Annotated in this window: 15 protein-coding genes and 1 tRNA gene; 14 read left to right on the top strand and 2 right to left on the bottom strand. The window is 41.1% G+C overall.

Going from position 1 to position 14,965, the window contains the following annotated elements; all coding sequences use genetic code 11:
- Window positions 1-192 precede the first annotated feature (192 nt).
- From glyQ to DPV85_RS08680, 10 genes are all read left to right on the top strand, one after another.
- Window positions 193-1,101 (top strand): glycine--tRNA ligase subunit alpha, encoded by a 909-nt coding sequence (glyQ, locus tag DPV85_RS08725; protein WP_005695296.1) that lies wholly within the window; start codon window positions 193-195, stop codon window positions 1,099-1,101.
- Between the two features lie 53 nt (window positions 1,102-1,154).
- A complete protein-coding gene (locus DPV85_RS08720) occupies window positions 1,155-1,805 on the top strand; it encodes an FABP family protein (protein ID WP_111327749.1) in 651 nt (216 codons plus the stop codon).
- The gene (locus tag DPV85_RS08715; RefSeq protein WP_049380690.1) at window positions 1,805-2,062 is read left to right on the top strand and encodes a hypothetical protein; all 258 of its coding nucleotides are present in this window, start codon (window positions 1,805-1,807) and stop codon (window positions 2,060-2,062) included. The genes DPV85_RS08720 and DPV85_RS08715 overlap by 1 nt, the downstream gene beginning before the upstream one ends.
- Window positions 2,063-2,066: 4 nt before the next feature.
- On the top strand, window positions 2,067-2,513 hold the full coding sequence (locus DPV85_RS08710) for a hypothetical protein (RefSeq protein ID WP_111327748.1): 447 nt from the start codon (window positions 2,067-2,069) through the stop codon (window positions 2,511-2,513).
- A 40-nt stretch (window positions 2,514-2,553) separates the two neighbouring features.
- Window positions 2,554-3,819 carry a histidine-type phosphatase gene (locus DPV85_RS08705; RefSeq protein ID WP_111327747.1) on the top strand — a complete coding sequence of 422 codons (1,266 nt, stop codon included), beginning with the start codon at window positions 2,554-2,556 and terminating at the stop codon, window positions 3,817-3,819.
- 5 nt (window positions 3,820-3,824) lie between these two features.
- A complete protein-coding gene (locus DPV85_RS08700) occupies window positions 3,825-4,190 on the top strand; it encodes an endonuclease domain-containing protein (protein WP_111327746.1) in 366 nt (121 codons plus the stop codon).
- Between the two features lie 244 nt (window positions 4,191-4,434).
- On the top strand, window positions 4,435-4,905 hold the full coding sequence (locus DPV85_RS08695; RefSeq protein WP_102703944.1) for an OsmC family protein: 471 nt from the start codon (window positions 4,435-4,437) through the stop codon (window positions 4,903-4,905).
- 46 nt (window positions 4,906-4,951) lie between these two features.
- Window positions 4,952-7,018: a glycine--tRNA ligase subunit beta gene (gene glyS, locus DPV85_RS08690; protein WP_111327745.1), complete on the top strand. Its 2,067-nt coding sequence runs from the start codon at window positions 4,952-4,954 to the stop codon at window positions 7,016-7,018.
- A 90-nt stretch (window positions 7,019-7,108) separates the two neighbouring features.
- Window positions 7,109-7,185, top strand: a tRNA-Ile gene (locus DPV85_RS08685).
- Between the two features lie 59 nt (window positions 7,186-7,244).
- On the top strand, window positions 7,245-9,074 hold the full coding sequence (locus DPV85_RS08680) for a monovalent cation:proton antiporter-2 (CPA2) family protein (protein ID WP_111327744.1): 1,830 nt from the start codon (window positions 7,245-7,247) through the stop codon (window positions 9,072-9,074).
- Between the two features lie 44 nt (window positions 9,075-9,118).
- Here the strand turns inward: DPV85_RS08680 and DPV85_RS08675 are convergent, their stop codons facing one another.
- Window positions 9,119-9,844 carry a 3-deoxy-D-manno-octulosonic acid kinase gene (locus tag DPV85_RS08675; RefSeq protein WP_111327743.1) on the bottom strand — a complete coding sequence of 242 codons (726 nt, stop codon included), beginning with the start codon at window positions 9,842-9,844 and terminating at the stop codon, window positions 9,119-9,121.
- A 77-nt stretch (window positions 9,845-9,921) separates the two neighbouring features.
- Between DPV85_RS08675 and DPV85_RS08670 the strand changes: the two genes are divergently transcribed.
- Window positions 9,922-10,977, top strand: coding sequence for a glycosyltransferase family 9 protein (locus DPV85_RS08670; protein WP_111327742.1), 1,056 nt, complete (start codon window positions 9,922-9,924; stop codon window positions 10,975-10,977).
- Window positions 10,978-11,047: 70 nt separating this feature from the next.
- On the opposite strand, the gene DPV85_RS08665 is transcribed toward DPV85_RS08670, so the two are convergent.
- Entirely contained in the window at window positions 11,048-11,392 is a 345-nt protein-coding gene (locus DPV85_RS08665) for a carboxymuconolactone decarboxylase family protein (protein ID WP_005698020.1), read from the bottom strand.
- Window positions 11,393-11,495: 103 nt separating this feature from the next.
- Here DPV85_RS08665 and DPV85_RS08660 point away from each other — a divergent pair, with 103 nt between their 5' ends.
- The 3 genes from DPV85_RS08660 (at window position 11,496) to yceD (ending at window position 14,965) form a co-directional block, all read left to right on the top strand.
- Window positions 11,496-12,386 carry a cupin domain-containing protein gene (locus DPV85_RS08660; RefSeq protein WP_111327741.1) on the top strand — a complete coding sequence of 297 codons (891 nt, stop codon included), beginning with the start codon at window positions 11,496-11,498 and terminating at the stop codon, window positions 12,384-12,386.
- Window positions 12,387-12,462: 76 nt separating this feature from the next.
- The gene (locus DPV85_RS08655) at window positions 12,463-14,307 is read left to right on the top strand and encodes an ABC transporter ATP-binding protein (protein ID WP_111327740.1); all 1,845 of its coding nucleotides are present in this window, start codon (window positions 12,463-12,465) and stop codon (window positions 14,305-14,307) included.
- Between the two features lie 133 nt (window positions 14,308-14,440).
- Window positions 14,441-14,965 (top strand): 23S rRNA accumulation protein YceD, encoded by a 525-nt coding sequence (gene yceD / locus DPV85_RS08650; RefSeq protein ID WP_111327739.1) that lies wholly within the window; start codon window positions 14,441-14,443, stop codon window positions 14,963-14,965.

The raw sequence follows: 14,965 nt of genomic DNA, 5'->3' as shown, positions 1-14,965 counted from the left end.
GCCAGCAGTTTACACATTTGAGGCCTGGCAAGCAAATCTCTCATGATGAAAATAACTCATCATCAAAATGAATGAAATTTAAGAGAAATAAAAAATTTAAGGATTTTTCTGACCGCACTTTTTCGCCTTTATCCGCCTTATAGTTTCAAGTATAATGCCTGTATTTTTCATCACATTGTTATTAAAAAAATTATGAGTACAAAATTCAACGTAAAAACATTCCAAGGCATGATTTTAGCCTTGCAAGAATATTGGGCAAATCAAGGCTGTACCGTTGTGCAACCCTTTGATATGGAAGTAGGCGCAGGTACTTCTCACCCAATGACTGCATTACGCGCATTAGGCCCAGAGCCAATGGCATTTGCTTATGTGCAACCTTCACGTCGTCCGACCGATGGTCGTTATGGCGAAAACCCAAACCGTTTACAACATTACTATCAATTCCAAGTGGTGATTAAACCGTCCCCAGATAACATTCAAGAACTCTATTTAGGTTCACTTGAAATGCTCGGTTTTGATCCAACACAAAACGACATTCGTTTTGTGGAAGATAACTGGGAAAACCCGACCTTAGGTGCTTGGGGTTTAGGCTGGGAAGTGTGGTTAAACGGTATGGAAGTGACCCAATTTACCTATTTCCAACAAGTGGGCGGCTTAGAATGTAAACCCGTAACAGGTGAAGTGACCTACGGTTTAGAGCGTTTGGCCATGTACATTCAAGGTGTGGATTCGGTGTATGACTTAGTTTGGTCTGATGGTCCACTTGGCAAAACCACTTACGGCGATGTATTCCATCAAAACGAAGTGGAGCAATCGACTTACAACTTTGAATATGCGGATACCGATTTCTTATTCTACTGCTTTGATCAATACGAAAAAGAAGCGAAAAGCTTATTAGAATTAGAACGTCCGTTACCATTACCAGCTTACGAGCGCATCTTAAAAGCAGCACACAGCTTTAACTTATTAGATGCACGTAAAGCGATTTCGGTCACAGAGCGTCAACGCTATATTTTACGCATTCGTGCATTAACCAAAGGCGTGGCAGAAGCGTACTATGCGAGCCGTGAAGCCTTAGGTTTCCCAGGCTGTAAAAAATAAGGCGAAAAACGACCGCACTTTAAGCATTAACACAACGATATAAGGAGATAATCATGAAAGATTTTCAATACCCAGATGATATTTATACTGAAGCAGAAACTGATCCTAATACGCTCGCGAATTTAGGCCCGTTGGCTAGATTAGCGGGTGTTTGGGAAGGGAAGCGTGGTGTGGATATCAACCCGAAAGCCGAAGGGCCAGAAAAAGATCCTTATATCGAACATTACGAAGCCCATCCGACAGATGGTCAAAATAATGGCCCGCAACTCTATTATGGATTACGTTATCACGCTCATATTGTACAACCGGGCGAGGTAGAAACCTTCCATGATCAAGTTGGTTACTGGTTATGGGAACCTGAAACAGGCAATATTTTATTAACGGGCAGCATTCCACGCGGCCAAACGTTTATTGCGGTTGGTAATGCACCGGCTGATGCGAAAGAATTCACCGTAAAAGCGGTACGTGGTTCACTCACAAACGGCATCATTTCGAATCCGTTCTTAGAGCGTTCATTTACCACGGAAAGTTTTGAAATGACGGTAAAATTCCATGATGATGGCACTTGGTCATATGATCAAACCACCATCCTGATTATTCCAAATTACGATGCACCGTTTGAACATCGTGATCGTAACCGCTTAAGCAAAATTGGTGAACCAAAACTGAACCCAACTGCGGCAGCAGAACAAGAAGGTGAATAATGAAACCTATTCTTTATTATGCGGCAGATTGCCCAGATACAGCGCCATTTGTGGCAGAGTTAAAACGCTTGGGTGTGGATTATGAGGCCGTGGAAGTATTATCTTCCATTCCAAATTTGAAACAATGGTTGCGCTTGCGTGATCGTCACGCCGCATTTGATGATGCTAAAGCGCAAGGTTATGCGGGCTTTCCGGCATTATTGTTAGATGATGATCGTGTTATTTTAGATGAATCCAAATTAAAAGAGATTTTTTAAAGTAATGAAGAAAGTCAGTTTTTTGCAATTTTTATTTAGAATTGGCGATGACTATTTAATGTTTTTGCGAAATTTAACACCCGCTGTGTTGTTTTTATCACTCGCGTTATTTATGTATTCTGAGCTGAATTGGGCACATTGGGCGTGGAGTAATGTGCTAGTGCTGTTTTTAAGTTTGGCTTCAGGATTTATTGCACTCAGCGTCATGGCAATAAATACTGTCGCTTTTGTACGCAAGATGCTGAAAACCTTAAGAACACTAAGCGGAGAGAGCGAACTTGATGAAAATATTGGTACACTCGCATTATTTAGAATGCTCTGGCTCGAAAGCAACAGTAAACAGCTAATCTTTTTTGCGGTAGTCAATATTGTGGCGGTATTTATGGTGTTAGTTTATGGCGCCAAATATGCCTTGAATTTTTATAGCTCAATTTCAGCATTAAATGATTAGGTCTTAAAGGCATAATAGAAAGTTAGGTTAAGTCTCGAATATGAAAAAAACAGCCCTAAAACTCACCGCACTTTTACTTGGTTTGACGCTTGCAAGTAGTGTATTTGCGACAGAGAATCGCAAAAGTACACAGAATGCAGATTATGAGCTTGAGAAAGTCTTAATTTTCAGCCGTCATGGATTACGCTCGCCAGTGGAAAAAGATCCGCAAGAAATGGCGAAATATTCCCCTTATGAATGGGCAAAATGGAATGTACCATCTGGCTATCTCACTGCAAAAGGGACGGTGCTAGAAACCTATTTCGGACAGTATTTAGGTCAATGGCTTGCAGATAAAGGGTTACTAACAACAGAACGTTGTGCATCGGGCGAAGGCATTTTTGCTTATGCAAATGGTGTGCAACGCACCATTGCAACAGGGCAAGCGATTGTTTCTGGTGCATTTGCGGGCTGTAATGTTCAACTGCAACATCACGGTAAAATTGGTTCAGAAAAAGATCCAATTTTTAATACGCAGGCGCATAATCCAAGTCAAGCCTTGATTGAATCTGCAAAAAATAATGTTGATTTAACCGCTTTACAGCAAAAATTAGCGCCAAATTATGCGCTATTGAGTGAAATTATCGATTACAAAAACTCACCAAACTGCTTGCAAAAAGGCGAGTGTGATTTAGGTGGAAAAGTCGGTGAGTACAGTATTAAAGACGGCAAATCGGTTAAAATTACCGGCGCTATTAGCACAGGGAAGAAAATTGTCAGCGCATTATTGCTCGCCCATTATGTGGGCAAGCCTGATTCAGAAATCGCAAACGGCCGCGTGGATAGCCAAGAAAAATGGCGTGCAATTAATGAAATTAAAAACGAATATTACCGCACGTTATTTAAAAATAACGAAGCATTGGCACAAAATGCCTCATATCCGTTGTTAGCATTTATTCAGCAACAGCTGAATAGCAAAAATAAAATTAATTTATTGGTTGGACACGATTCTAATATCGTTGCGCTGCTGGCAGCACTAGGTGTTGAGCCTTATGAATTGAATGATTCATTGGAAAATATCCCTATCGGCGGCAAGTTGCTATTTGAAGTGTGGAAGCACAAACCCAGTGGCAAACTCAAATTTAAGTTGGATTATGTTTATCAAACCACTGAACAGCTGATTAATATCACGCCATTAAGTTTAGTGTCGCCACCAAATCAAACAGCATTAACCCTCAAAGGCTGTGAAAAAGATGAAAATGGCTTTTGTGATTATGAGCGTTTTCAGCAGGTGTTGAGTGAAGGTATTGAGAACGGCAAGAAGTAACTTTCATGCAACCCTATGAAAAATACTTAAAAGAGAATTCGCAGAAATTGCGAGTGGATCAAACGGATGCGGAAAGAAAATTATGGCAACGCATCAATCGAGATCAATTATTAGGATTTCGATTTAATCGACAAAAGACACTTTTAAGTTATATCGTTGATTTTTATTGTGTGAAAGCAAAGCTGATTATCGAATTAGATGGTAGTCAGCATTATGAACCTGATTATCAGGAAAAAGACGCATTGCGAGATGCAGAATTAAATTCACTTGGTTTTACGGTGATGCGATTTAACAATGATGAAGTCATGCGTGAAATTGATGCGGTAGTCGAGCAAATTTATTTATTTTTAGAGAATGTAAGGGCTGATTGAGTATGAGGTTGGATTAGCTTCTGCCAAATCTCCCCTACCCCCTCTTTACTAAAGAGGGGGATTTCTTGAGTAAATTGATAGTAACTGACTCATTTACATTTTAATTTCAATAAAGATTAAATTACCTGCTTTCAAAAAAACGTTAAAGTAGAATATAGGTATTTAATTCTGCAAAGATCCAATCCCCTCTTTAGCAAAGAGGGGGTAGGGGAGATTTGGCAGAAGTGACAACGAAGAAAATATAATGAAGCAACATACTTATCAAACTACCGTAGAGTGGGTGGGGAATTTAGGGCGAGGCACATCCTCTTATACTGCGTATGAGCGAGATTTTATTGCTTCGGCATTGAATAAACCTAATATTTTAGGTTCTGCTGATCCTGCTTTTCGTGGTGATAAAACACGTTGGAACCCAGAAGATATGTTATTAGCCTCCATTTCTGCCTGTCATAAATTATGGTATTTACATTTTTGTGCCGTTAATAACATTATTGTGCAAGAATACCGTGATGAAGCAATAGCAATTATGGATGAAGGCAGTTCTGAACAAGCAGGACGTTTTATTTCAGCAACATTAAAACCTCGTGTAAGAATTTCAAGTGAGTCGGATGCTGTTAAGGCATTGGCATTACATGAAAATGCGCATCACGCGTGTTTTATTGCAAATTCACTTAATTTTCCAGTGAAATGTGAAGCTATTATTGAAAAAGATTAAATTAAAATAAAATGGTGTCAAGGTGCACCTTACCAGAGAAAACAAAATGACAACCCAAAACTTCCTAGTAGAAATCGGCACAGAAGAGCTGCCACCAAAAGCTCTCAAAACATTAGCGACCTCTTTTGCAGATAACGTTGAAGCGGAATTAAACCAATCGGGTTTATCATTCGATAAAATCGAATGGTTTGCGGCGCCGCGTCGTTTGGCGGTGAAAGTATTGAACTTAGCCACACAACAGCCAAGCAAAGAAATCGAAAAACGCGGGCCAGCAGTGTCTGCAGCTTTTGATGCAGAAGGTAACCCAACAAAAGCTGCTGAAGGTTGGGCGCGCGGTTGTGGTATTACCGTTGATCAAGCAGAACGCATTGCAACCGATAAAGGCGAATGGCTCGTTCATCGTGCAAAAATTGAAGGTCAACCGACCAAAAACTTGCTGAACGGCATTGTGGCTAATGCGTTGGCGAAATTGCCAATTCCAAAACCAATGCGTTGGGCAGATAAAACCGTGCAATTTATCCGCCCGGTTCACACAGTGACGATGTTGTTAGGTGATGAGTTAATCGAAGGCGAAATTTTAGGTGTAGCAAGTGCGCGCACTATTCGCGGTCACCGTTTCTTAGGCGAGAAAGAATTTGAAATTCAACATGCAGACCAATATCCACAATTATTACGTGAAAAAGGTTCTGTAGTAGCCGATTTCAACGAACGTAAAGCAGAAATTTTGGCAAAATCTCAAGCAAAAGCGACCGCACTTGGCGGCGTGGCTGACATTGAAGAAAGCTTGCTTGAAGAAGTGACTTCGTTGGTGGAATATCCAAATGTATTAGCGGCAAAATTTGAAGAACGCTTCTTAGCGGTGCCTGCGGAAGCCTTGGTCTACACTATGAAAGGCGACCAAAAATATTTCCCGATTTATGACAAAGACGGCAAATTATTACCGCACTTTATTTTCGTATCGAATATCAACCCGGAAGATCCAACCGCGATTATCGAAGGGAATGAAAAAGTGGTTCGCCCACGTTTAACCGATGCGGAATTCTTCTTCAAAACCGACTTAAAACAAAAACTGGTTGATCGTTTACCACGTTTAGAAACTGTGTTGTTCCAACAACAACTCGGTACATTGAAAGACAAAACAGACCGTATTGAACAACTTGCAGGCGAAATTGCAAAACAAATCGGGGCAGATGAAGCGAAAGCAAAACGTGCGGGATTATTGTCAAAATGTGACTTGATGACCAACATGGTATTTGAATTCACCGATACGCAAGGCGTAATGGGCATGCATTATGCTCGTCATGATGGTGAAGATGAAGAAGTAGCTGTGGCATTAAACGAACAATATATGCCACGCTTTGCGGGAGATGAATTACCAAAATCACTCGTTGCAAGTGCGGTCGCTTTAGCGGATAAATTTGACACTCTAACAGGTATCTTCGGCATCGGCCAAGCACCAAAAGGTAGCGCAGACCCATTTGCATTGCGTCGTGCGGCATTAGGCGCATTACGTATTATCGTTGAGAAAAACTTACCACTTGATTTAGAAGATTTAGTGAAAAAATCAGCCGCACTTTTCGGTGATAAACTCACAAATCAAAATGTGGTTGCCGATGTGGTGGACTTCATGCTCGGTCGTTTCCGTGCATGGTATCAAGATGAAGGTATTGCGGTGGATGTGATTCAAGCGGTATTGGCGCGTCGTCCAACTCGTCCAGCTGACTTTGATGCGCGTGTGCGTGCGGTATCACACTTCCGTACTTTAGATTCAGCGGAAGCATTAGCGGCAGCAAACAAACGTGTAAGCAATATTTTAGCCAAAGCGGATGCTGCAATTGGCGAGATCAATTTAACCGCTTGCGTAGAGCCAGCAGAAAAAGCTCTTGCTGAAGCGGTACTTGCACTACGCACTGAAGTACAACCGCTTATCGCACAAGGAGATTACACTTCGGTGTTAGATAAATTAGCGAACTTACGCGCACCGGTAGACAGCTTCTTTGATAACGTAATGGTAAATGCGGAAGATCCAGCATTACGCCAAAACCGCTTAGCGATTTTAAATACGTTACAAGGCTTGTTCTTACAAGTGGCGGATATTTCGGTATTGCAATAATGAATCTAAAAAAGGATGGTCAATTTTCCAACGACCATCCTTTTGTATATAGACTTCAAATGATTATTTCTCTATAATCAACCGCACTTTCCCCCCTTAGCTCAGTCGGTTAGAGCAGGCGACTCATAATCGCTTGGTCACTGGTTCAAGTCCGGTAGGGGGGACCACTTATTGAGATCGCACCGTGCGATCTTTTTTTATATTTAAAATATTTGAGGAGTTAACTATGGCTGCGGAAGGAGCGGGTGATCTCATCCGGGTTGTGGCGCTATTGGGGGCTGCAGTTGTTGCCGTGCCGTTATTTAAACGCATCGGATTAGGTTCTGTACTAGGTTATTTAGCGGCTGGATTAGTTATTGGGCCTTTTGGATTGCATATTATTCATGATCCACACGCGATTATTCATCTTGCTGAATTTGGCGTCGTGATGTTTTTATTCGTGATTGGGCTTGAAATGAAGCCTTCTCATCTTTGGAGTTTACGTCGTCAGATTTTTGGATTAGGTAGCTTGCAAGTCGTCATTTCTGCGGTACTGATGACCGTTGTTGCGACTCAATTTGGCTTATCTTGGGAAGTCGCTTTTGTTTGTTCATCGGGTTTTGTTTTAACGTCAACAGCAATTGTGATGCAGGTGCTTGGGGAACGAAAAGCACTTTCAACAAAACCAGGTCAAAAAATAGTTTCAATTCTATTATTTGAAGACTTGCTGATTGTACCTTTATTAGCGGTGATTACATTCTTATCACCTTTTGAAGGTGAATCACAAATCGTTTGGTGGCAGTCTGCACTTATTGCGATAGTGGCATTAGGTGCGTTGGTTTTCATTGGGCGTTTTATTCTGAATCCAGTCTTCAAAATTCTCGCTAACTCTAAAGCACGTGAAGTGATGACTGCGGCTGCACTCTTTGTTGTGTTAGGTTCGGGGTTATTAATGGAAGAAGCCGGGCTTTCGATGGCAATGGGCGCTTTTGTGGCGGGAGTCATGCTATCCGAGTCCTCTTTCCGTCACCAGCTTGAAGCCGATATCGAGCCTTTCCGCGGCTTGTTACTTGGTCTTTTCTTCCTTGGTGTGGGAATGTCATTAAATCTCGATGTGGTTATTGAAAACTGGTCATTGATTTTATTGGGCGTGATTTCTCTCATGCTCACAAAAGGTCTCTGTGTTTACTTGGTTGCTCGCGTAGCAAAAAGCTCACATAAAACCGCATTGGAACGAGCATTTTTAATGGCTCAAGGTGGGGAGTTTGCATTTGTTTTATTTGCTGCTGCTACAGCAGAAGGCGTGATAGATCAAACCATAAATGCGAATATGACCGCGATTGTTGTGCTTTCGATGGTGTTTACACCGATTATATTAATTCTTTATGAAAAACTGATGCCTAAACCGAAGGCAGATGATATTCACCCGGATGAAATTGATGAACAGCATCCAATCTTAATTCTGGGGATGGGGCGTTTCGGACAGATAGTGAATGATTTACTGCGATTAAGTGGTTACGATACCACCATCGTAGATTTAGATCCTTCCATGATTAAAGGCTTTAATGATTACGGAATAAAATCCTATTTTGGTGATGCTTCTCGTCCAGAATTTTTAATTGCAGCAGGATTGGAAAAGGCTGATTTACTTGTTGTAGCGATCAATAATCCGGCGCAAGCAAATCAAATCGTCCATTTTGCTCGAGAAATTAATCCTCGCATAAAAATTATCGCACGAGCATTCGATCGTTTTGATACCTTCGCACTATATCAAGCGGGAGCTGATGATGTGATTCGTGAAACCTTTGATTCAGCAGTCCGAGCAGGTAAACGAGCACTTATCAATTTAGGCATGGCCCCTAAAATGGCAAAAGCAGTCAGTCAATATTATTTTGACGCAGATCGCCATGAAGTGGCCTTAATGTCGCAAGTTTATGATCCTGACAAAGGCATATTTAAAAATCCAGCTATGGTTGATATTGCTCGTGAATGCGATCAAAAAATGGCAGAGAATATTCAAGAGATTCTTTTAAGTACTGAACCTAAGTATGAAGAATTAGAAGAGCATGAAGCTTAAAATGCAACAAACCGCACAAAAGTGCGGTTCGTTTTTTGCTGGTTTTAGTGATTGTAACCTTTCAACAATTCATCCCAATTTTCTTCATTGAATTGAATATTCATTCTGCCGACTTCTTTGACAAAAGAGCGGTGTAATCTTTCCAAGTTGCCTTGTTTCCAAGAATCTCCTGATTTTTGACCGCACTTATCGAAATCAATGAGCCAACATTTTTGTTCATTTCCGAGTTGTTGAACGAGAATATTATGAGCGTTGAGATCTGTATGACAAATTTGCAAATCATGCAACTGACGAATTAATTTACCGATGGCTTGCCAGACATCATTCGGCAATTGTTGGGTTTGTAAAAGAGCGGTCAGATCTTGGGCATTTTCGATCTTTTCAATCAAGATATCCGCTTGGTAGCAAATTCCTAATTTGCCTTTTTTAACACGTGCAGCAATCGGTTTAGGTACAGCTACACCAGCTTGATGGAGTTGATTTAACAGCTGAAATTCTGCCACACTACGAGTTTCACTAAATGATTGAAAACGATAGCGATCTTTGTTGAATTTTCCCCATAAACCACCGCGATAATAATGACGAAGGGCAGAGTTTACACCAAAAAGATCTTTTGTATTGAGGAAGTAGGTTGTGCCGCGTCCTTTAGCTGAACCGGTAATACGTTGTTGTTTTTCCCAAAAAGCCGATTCAAAAAATGAAGCGGGCTCTGTTGGTTTTTCTGTGAGATTAAAAAGAAAGAATTGATTATCTTGTTGGAATTCAAGCATTTTAGTTGAACCAAATAATAGAAAATGCCCTCATTCTACTTTAAAATAGACGGAAATTAAATGCGCGAGGAACTCAAATGTCCCATTCTCCACTTTTTACCTCTCCCCCTAAATCACTCTGTATTCTGCGTTTGTCTGCGGTGGGCGATGTTTGTCATGCACTTGCTGTAGTGCAGCATATTCAACGTCATTGGCCGCAAACCAAATTAACGTGGATTGTGGGGAAAACCGAAATGGGCTTGCTTTCTGGTATTGAAGGCGTGGAACTTGTTCCTTACGATAAAAAGAGCGGTTGGAAAGGCGTGTGGAATTTATGGATGTTTTTGAAAAACAATCAATTTGATGCACTTTTAAATATGCAGACGGCATTTCGTGCTTCGATTATCTCTCTTGGTATTCAAGCGAAATATAAAATTGGATTTGGCAAAAAACGTTCTCGAGAAGGGCAGTGGTTGTTTGTAAACCGTCGAGTTCAAGATCCTGAAACGCCTCATGTGCTAGATGGTTTCATGGCTTTTGCGGATTATCTAGGCGTGCCACCGGCAGAAATGCTTTCTTGGCAATTAGCGATCTCTGATGCAGATCGCGAATACGCCAAACAGTTTATTGATCCTACACGTAAAAATCTGATTATTTCTCCTTGCTCCAGTAAAGCCGAGAAAGATTGGTTGGTGGAGCGTTATGCGGAAGTGGCAAATATTGCTCATCAACATAATGTGAATGTAATTTTTTGCAGCTCACCAGCAAAACGCGAATTAGAAATGGTAAAAAAAATTACCGCACTTTGTGATTTTCAACCGGTTGATGCTTCTGGAAAAACCAGTTTAAAACAACTTGCTGTATTAATTCATCAAGCAAATTTAGTGATTTCGCCCGATTCTGGTCCGGCTCATATTGCGACCACTCAAGGTACGCCAGTGATTGGATTATATGCTTACCACAACCCATTGCGTACCGCACCTTATCATAATCTGGATAATGTGGTGTCAGTATATGAAGAAAATGTGCAAAAAGAACAAGGAAAACCTTCAAGCGAATTGCCTTGGGCGACCAAATTAAAAAGCAAAAATTTAATGGCTGAAATTCAGGTAGAGCAAGTGGTGGCTCAGATGAGAGCGTTGAATTTATTTTAAAGTGCGGTCAATTTTAGAGATAAAAAAGCCCTCAAATGAGGGCTAAAAGAATCATAAAGTTCCTTGCGAATTATTCGCCTTTTTGTGCGTTGTAAGCTTCTAATGCACGAAGAGAGTAAGTGTAAGCTGCACCTGCATTTAATGCGATAGACATCGCTAATGCTGCTGCCACTTCTTCTTCAGTTGCACCTGCTTTCACTGCTTCATCAGCATGTACGCCAATGCAGCTTTCACAACGTGTTGTGACTGCAACTGCTAATGCAATTAATTCACGGGTTTTGGCATCTAATACGTTACCTTCTGCCGCCGCCGCACCTAATGCGCCGTAAGCTTGTAACATTTTAGGGTATTTTTTACCTAATGCACCGAATGATTTTTTAACGTGTGCTACATCATTTTTCCAATCTGCAAACATTGTTTTTCTCCTTAAATTTAGTACAAATTTCGAGAGGAATTATAAGCAGATTAGCGTATGATACTTGTCAAATTGTCTTAACTTTTAGACGGAAAATCTCACAATGGATTATTTAGATAAATTAACACAACTGGCGCAAGTGCGCGGGGAAATTAATATTCGCTGCTTGTTTCAAGGGGATTGGCAAGTTGAACATCAGTCAGATGCGGTGGAATATCAAGGTTTATTTCATTTAATCGAGCAAGGTGAGTGCTGGGTAACCTTTGCGGGAAAACAGTTTCATTTGAAAAAAGGCGATCTCTTTTTTCTCCCTCAAAATCGACCGCACTTTTTGGGCAGTTCTCAACAAAAAAGAGAGAATAGCTACCAGAGAGAGCAATCAAATGCACTTTTTAATGTTCATCAAATAGGGGCAGGTACGCCCGATCTGAAGATGTTTTGTGGAACATTTTATTATCAAAAACCGTCATTATTAATTGATTCATTGCCAGACTATTTGCATCTTTCGCTACAAAATACGCCTGTGCAGCCCTTGGTTTCACTTTTTTTGCAAGAAGCCGAGAAACCGGAGCAAGGCACAAAATCTGTGATTGATGCATTATCAAATGTGTTGTTTATTTATATTTTGCGTCATGCACAGCAAATAGGTTTGCTCAATCAAGGCTTATTAGCCGCGTTGCAGGATAAAAGACTGAATCAAGTCCTTGAAAAGCTCCTGTTCTCACCTCAATTAGATTGGAATATTGAGCAATTAGCAGAGTTGGCTTCCATGTCTCGTGCGACCTTTATGCGTATCTTTCAACAACAACTTGGGATGCCCCCAGGAAAATTTCTCACACAAGTGCGGTTAGAAATGGCGGCTGTTTTATTGAAAAATACGCAAAAGACCATTTTAGCGATTGCCCTTGAAGTAGGGTATCAATCAGAAGCACATTTTAGTAAGGCATTTAAAGCAATTTATGGGCTTTCACCGAGCCAATTTCGCAAAACCTAGCCCATCGTTCAAAAATTACGCTATAATGACCGCACTTTAGGTGGCTCTGTCGCCTTTAATTTTTTAAGGTATTGTTATGTTTAATAAAATATTTTCATGGTTTGAAAACCGTTTAAATCCTTATCCGGAAAGCAATCCAACGACGCCTGAAAAAGGCTTGTTCCGTTTTATTTGGTCAAGCATTGATGGCATGAAAGGCTGGATCTTTTTACTCGCGGTATTGACGGTCGGTACTGGTGTAATGGAAGCCTTACTTTTCCAATTTATGGGATTGTTGGTGGATTGGTTGGGGGCTTATACGCCAACCACGCTTTGGCAAGAAAAAGGGCATTTGCTCGCAGGTATGGCAGCCTTGCTCATTTTCAGTATTGTATGGTCCTTTGTGGGCGTGAATGTACGCTTACAAACGTTACAAGGGGTGTTCCCAATGCGTTTGCGTTGGAATTTCCATCGTTTGATGCTAGGACAAAGCTTAAGTTTTTATCAAGATGAATTTGCGGGTCGGGTATCGGCGAAAGTAATGCAAACCGCCCTTGCAGTGCGTGATACTGTCATGACCATTGCGGATATGTTGGTGTATGTTGCCGTGTATTTTATTACTTCTGGTTTGGTGCTGGCAGCTTTAGATACCTGGTTTTTAGTGCCGTTTTTCTTATGGATTGTGGCATTTGTGACTATTTTACGTTTGCTTATTCCACGTTTAGCCAAAACCGCACAACGACAAGCTGATGCGCGATCTCTCATGACAGGGCGTATTACGGATGCTTACTCAAATATTGCAACGGTAAAACTATTTTCACATGATGCGAGAGAAGCGAATTATGCAAAACGTTCCATGGAAGAATTTATGGTCACCGTGCATGCACAGATGCGTTTGGCGAGCTCATTAGATACTTTAACTTACGCAACCAATATCTTCTTAACGTTAAGTACTGCGATTTTAGGTGTGGTGTTATGGCAAAACGGCCAAGTAGGCGTGGGAGCAGTGGCGACTGCAACCGCGATGGCATTACGTGTGAACGGGCTTTCCCGCTGGATTATGTGGGAATCGGCACGTTTATTTGAAAATATCGGGACGGTGAATGATGGTATGGCAACACTAACCAAACCGCATACCATTGTTGATAAGCCAAATTGTGTTCCATTAGAAGTGAAACAAGGCGAAATCAAATTTAACGATATTTCGTTTGCCTATGATCCGAATAAACCGTTACTTAACCATTTTAATCTCACTATTAAACCAGGTGAAAAAGTGGGCTTAATTGGTCGTTCTGGTGCGGGCAAATCAACCATTGTGAATTTACTTTTACGTTTCTACGAGGCCCAAGAAGGCTCAATTACTATTGATGGTCAAAATATTTTAGATGTAAGCCAAGAAAGCCTTCGTAGTCAGATTGGTTTAGTGACACAAGATACCTCGCTTTTACACCGTTCTGTTCGTGATAACATTATTTATGGTCGTCCAACTGCGACAGATGAAGAAATGATCAATGCAGCTAAACGTGCGGAGGCGGCAGATTTCATTCCTTATCTCAGCGATGCACAGGGTAGAAAAGGCTATGATGCCCATGTTGGTGAACGAGGGGTGAAACTGTCGGGTGGTCAACGCCAACGTATTGCCATTGCGCGTGTCATGTTAAAAGATGCGCCAATTTTACTGTTGGATGAAGCGACCAGTGCGCTAGATTCAGAAGTAGAAGTCGCGATCCAAGAAAGTCTCGACAAGATGATGGAAAATAAAACGGTTATTGCGATTGCTCACCGTTTATCCACTATTGCGGCAATGGATCGTTTAATCGTGTTAGATAAAGGACAAATTGTTGAGCAAGGGACTCATGCAGAGTTGCTCGAACAAAATGGCCTTTATGCTCGCCTTTGGAAACACCAAAGTGGCGGCTTCTTGAGTGAGCATGCCGAGTAAAACACAGGAAAAAATGACCGCACTTTGCAAAGGTGTAAATCTTGAGAGAGTTTAGATAGAGATTGAACTTTTCTCATAATTAGTGCGAATTTCCTTTGACTATTTTATTGACAACAGGTAATATTCGCACCCTATGCAAAAGGTAAAACTACCCCTAACCGTTGATCCGGTTAAAGACGCTCAACAAAGAATTGATTATGATGGTTATTATACCGCTAGTCAGTTAGTGCGTTTAGCTGAATCTACGGGGAAAGTGCTCAGCGATGCACAGGTAACATTATCGTTTTATATTGATCCACAAAAATTAGTGGTGATGAAAGGACAAGTACAAGTTGATGTTGAATTAGAGTGTCAACGTTGTGGCGAACCATTCAAACAAACATTGGAATGTAACTTTACTTATAGTCCAGTGGCTAATTGGGATCAGGCTGATGACTTGCCGGAAATTTATGAGCCAATCGAATTTAATGAGTTTGGTGAAATAGATTTACTTGGTGCAGTGGAAGACGAACTTATTTTAGCTCTACCGCTTGTCCCAATGCATTCATCTGAACACTGTGAAGTGTCCGCGCACGAACAGGTTTTTGGCGAATTGCCTGAAGAATTGGCAAAAAAACCGAACCCGTTCGCTGTATTAGCTAATTTAAAGCAAAAGTAA

Origin of the sequence: Haemophilus parainfluenzae (genome assembly GCF_003252725.1) — a bacterium.
GTDB classification, from domain to species: domain Bacteria; phylum Pseudomonadota; class Gammaproteobacteria; order Enterobacterales; family Pasteurellaceae; genus Haemophilus_D; species Haemophilus_D parainfluenzae_L.
This window is presented reverse-complemented; position numbering and strand designations above follow the sequence as displayed.

Excerpts from the sequence above, each read along its gene's own strand:
- glyQ (WP_005695296.1), top strand. The coding sequence starts at position 193 with ATGAGTACAAAATTCAACGTAAAAACATTCCAAGGCATGATTTTAGCC.
- DPV85_RS08720 (WP_111327749.1), top strand. The coding sequence starts at position 1,155 with ATGAAAGATTTTCAATACCCAGATGATATTTATACTGAAGCAGAAACT.
- DPV85_RS08715 (WP_049380690.1), top strand. The coding sequence starts at position 1,805 with ATGAAACCTATTCTTTATTATGCGGCAGATTGCCCAGATACAGCGCCA.
- DPV85_RS08710 (WP_111327748.1), top strand. The coding sequence starts at position 2,067 with ATGAAGAAAGTCAGTTTTTTGCAATTTTTATTTAGAATTGGCGATGAC.
- DPV85_RS08705 (WP_111327747.1), top strand. The coding sequence starts at position 2,554 with ATGAAAAAAACAGCCCTAAAACTCACCGCACTTTTACTTGGTTTGACG.
- DPV85_RS08700 (WP_111327746.1), top strand. The coding sequence starts at position 3,825 with ATGCAACCCTATGAAAAATACTTAAAAGAGAATTCGCAGAAATTGCGA.
- DPV85_RS08695 (WP_102703944.1), top strand. The coding sequence starts at position 4,435 with ATGAAGCAACATACTTATCAAACTACCGTAGAGTGGGTGGGGAATTTA.
- glyS (WP_111327745.1), top strand. The coding sequence starts at position 4,952 with ATGACAACCCAAAACTTCCTAGTAGAAATCGGCACAGAAGAGCTGCCA.
- DPV85_RS08680 (WP_111327744.1), top strand. The coding sequence starts at position 7,245 with ATGGCTGCGGAAGGAGCGGGTGATCTCATCCGGGTTGTGGCGCTATTG.
- DPV85_RS08675 (WP_111327743.1), bottom strand. The coding sequence starts at position 9,844 with ATGCTTGAATTCCAACAAGATAATCAATTCTTTCTTTTTAATCTCACA.
- DPV85_RS08670 (WP_111327742.1), top strand. The coding sequence starts at position 9,922 with ATGTCCCATTCTCCACTTTTTACCTCTCCCCCTAAATCACTCTGTATT.
- DPV85_RS08665 (WP_005698020.1), bottom strand. The coding sequence starts at position 11,392 with ATGTTTGCAGATTGGAAAAATGATGTAGCACACGTTAAAAAATCATTC.
- DPV85_RS08660 (WP_111327741.1), top strand. The coding sequence starts at position 11,496 with ATGGATTATTTAGATAAATTAACACAACTGGCGCAAGTGCGCGGGGAA.
- DPV85_RS08655 (WP_111327740.1), top strand. The coding sequence starts at position 12,463 with ATGTTTAATAAAATATTTTCATGGTTTGAAAACCGTTTAAATCCTTAT.
- yceD (WP_111327739.1), top strand. The coding sequence starts at position 14,441 with ATGCAAAAGGTAAAACTACCCCTAACCGTTGATCCGGTTAAAGACGCT.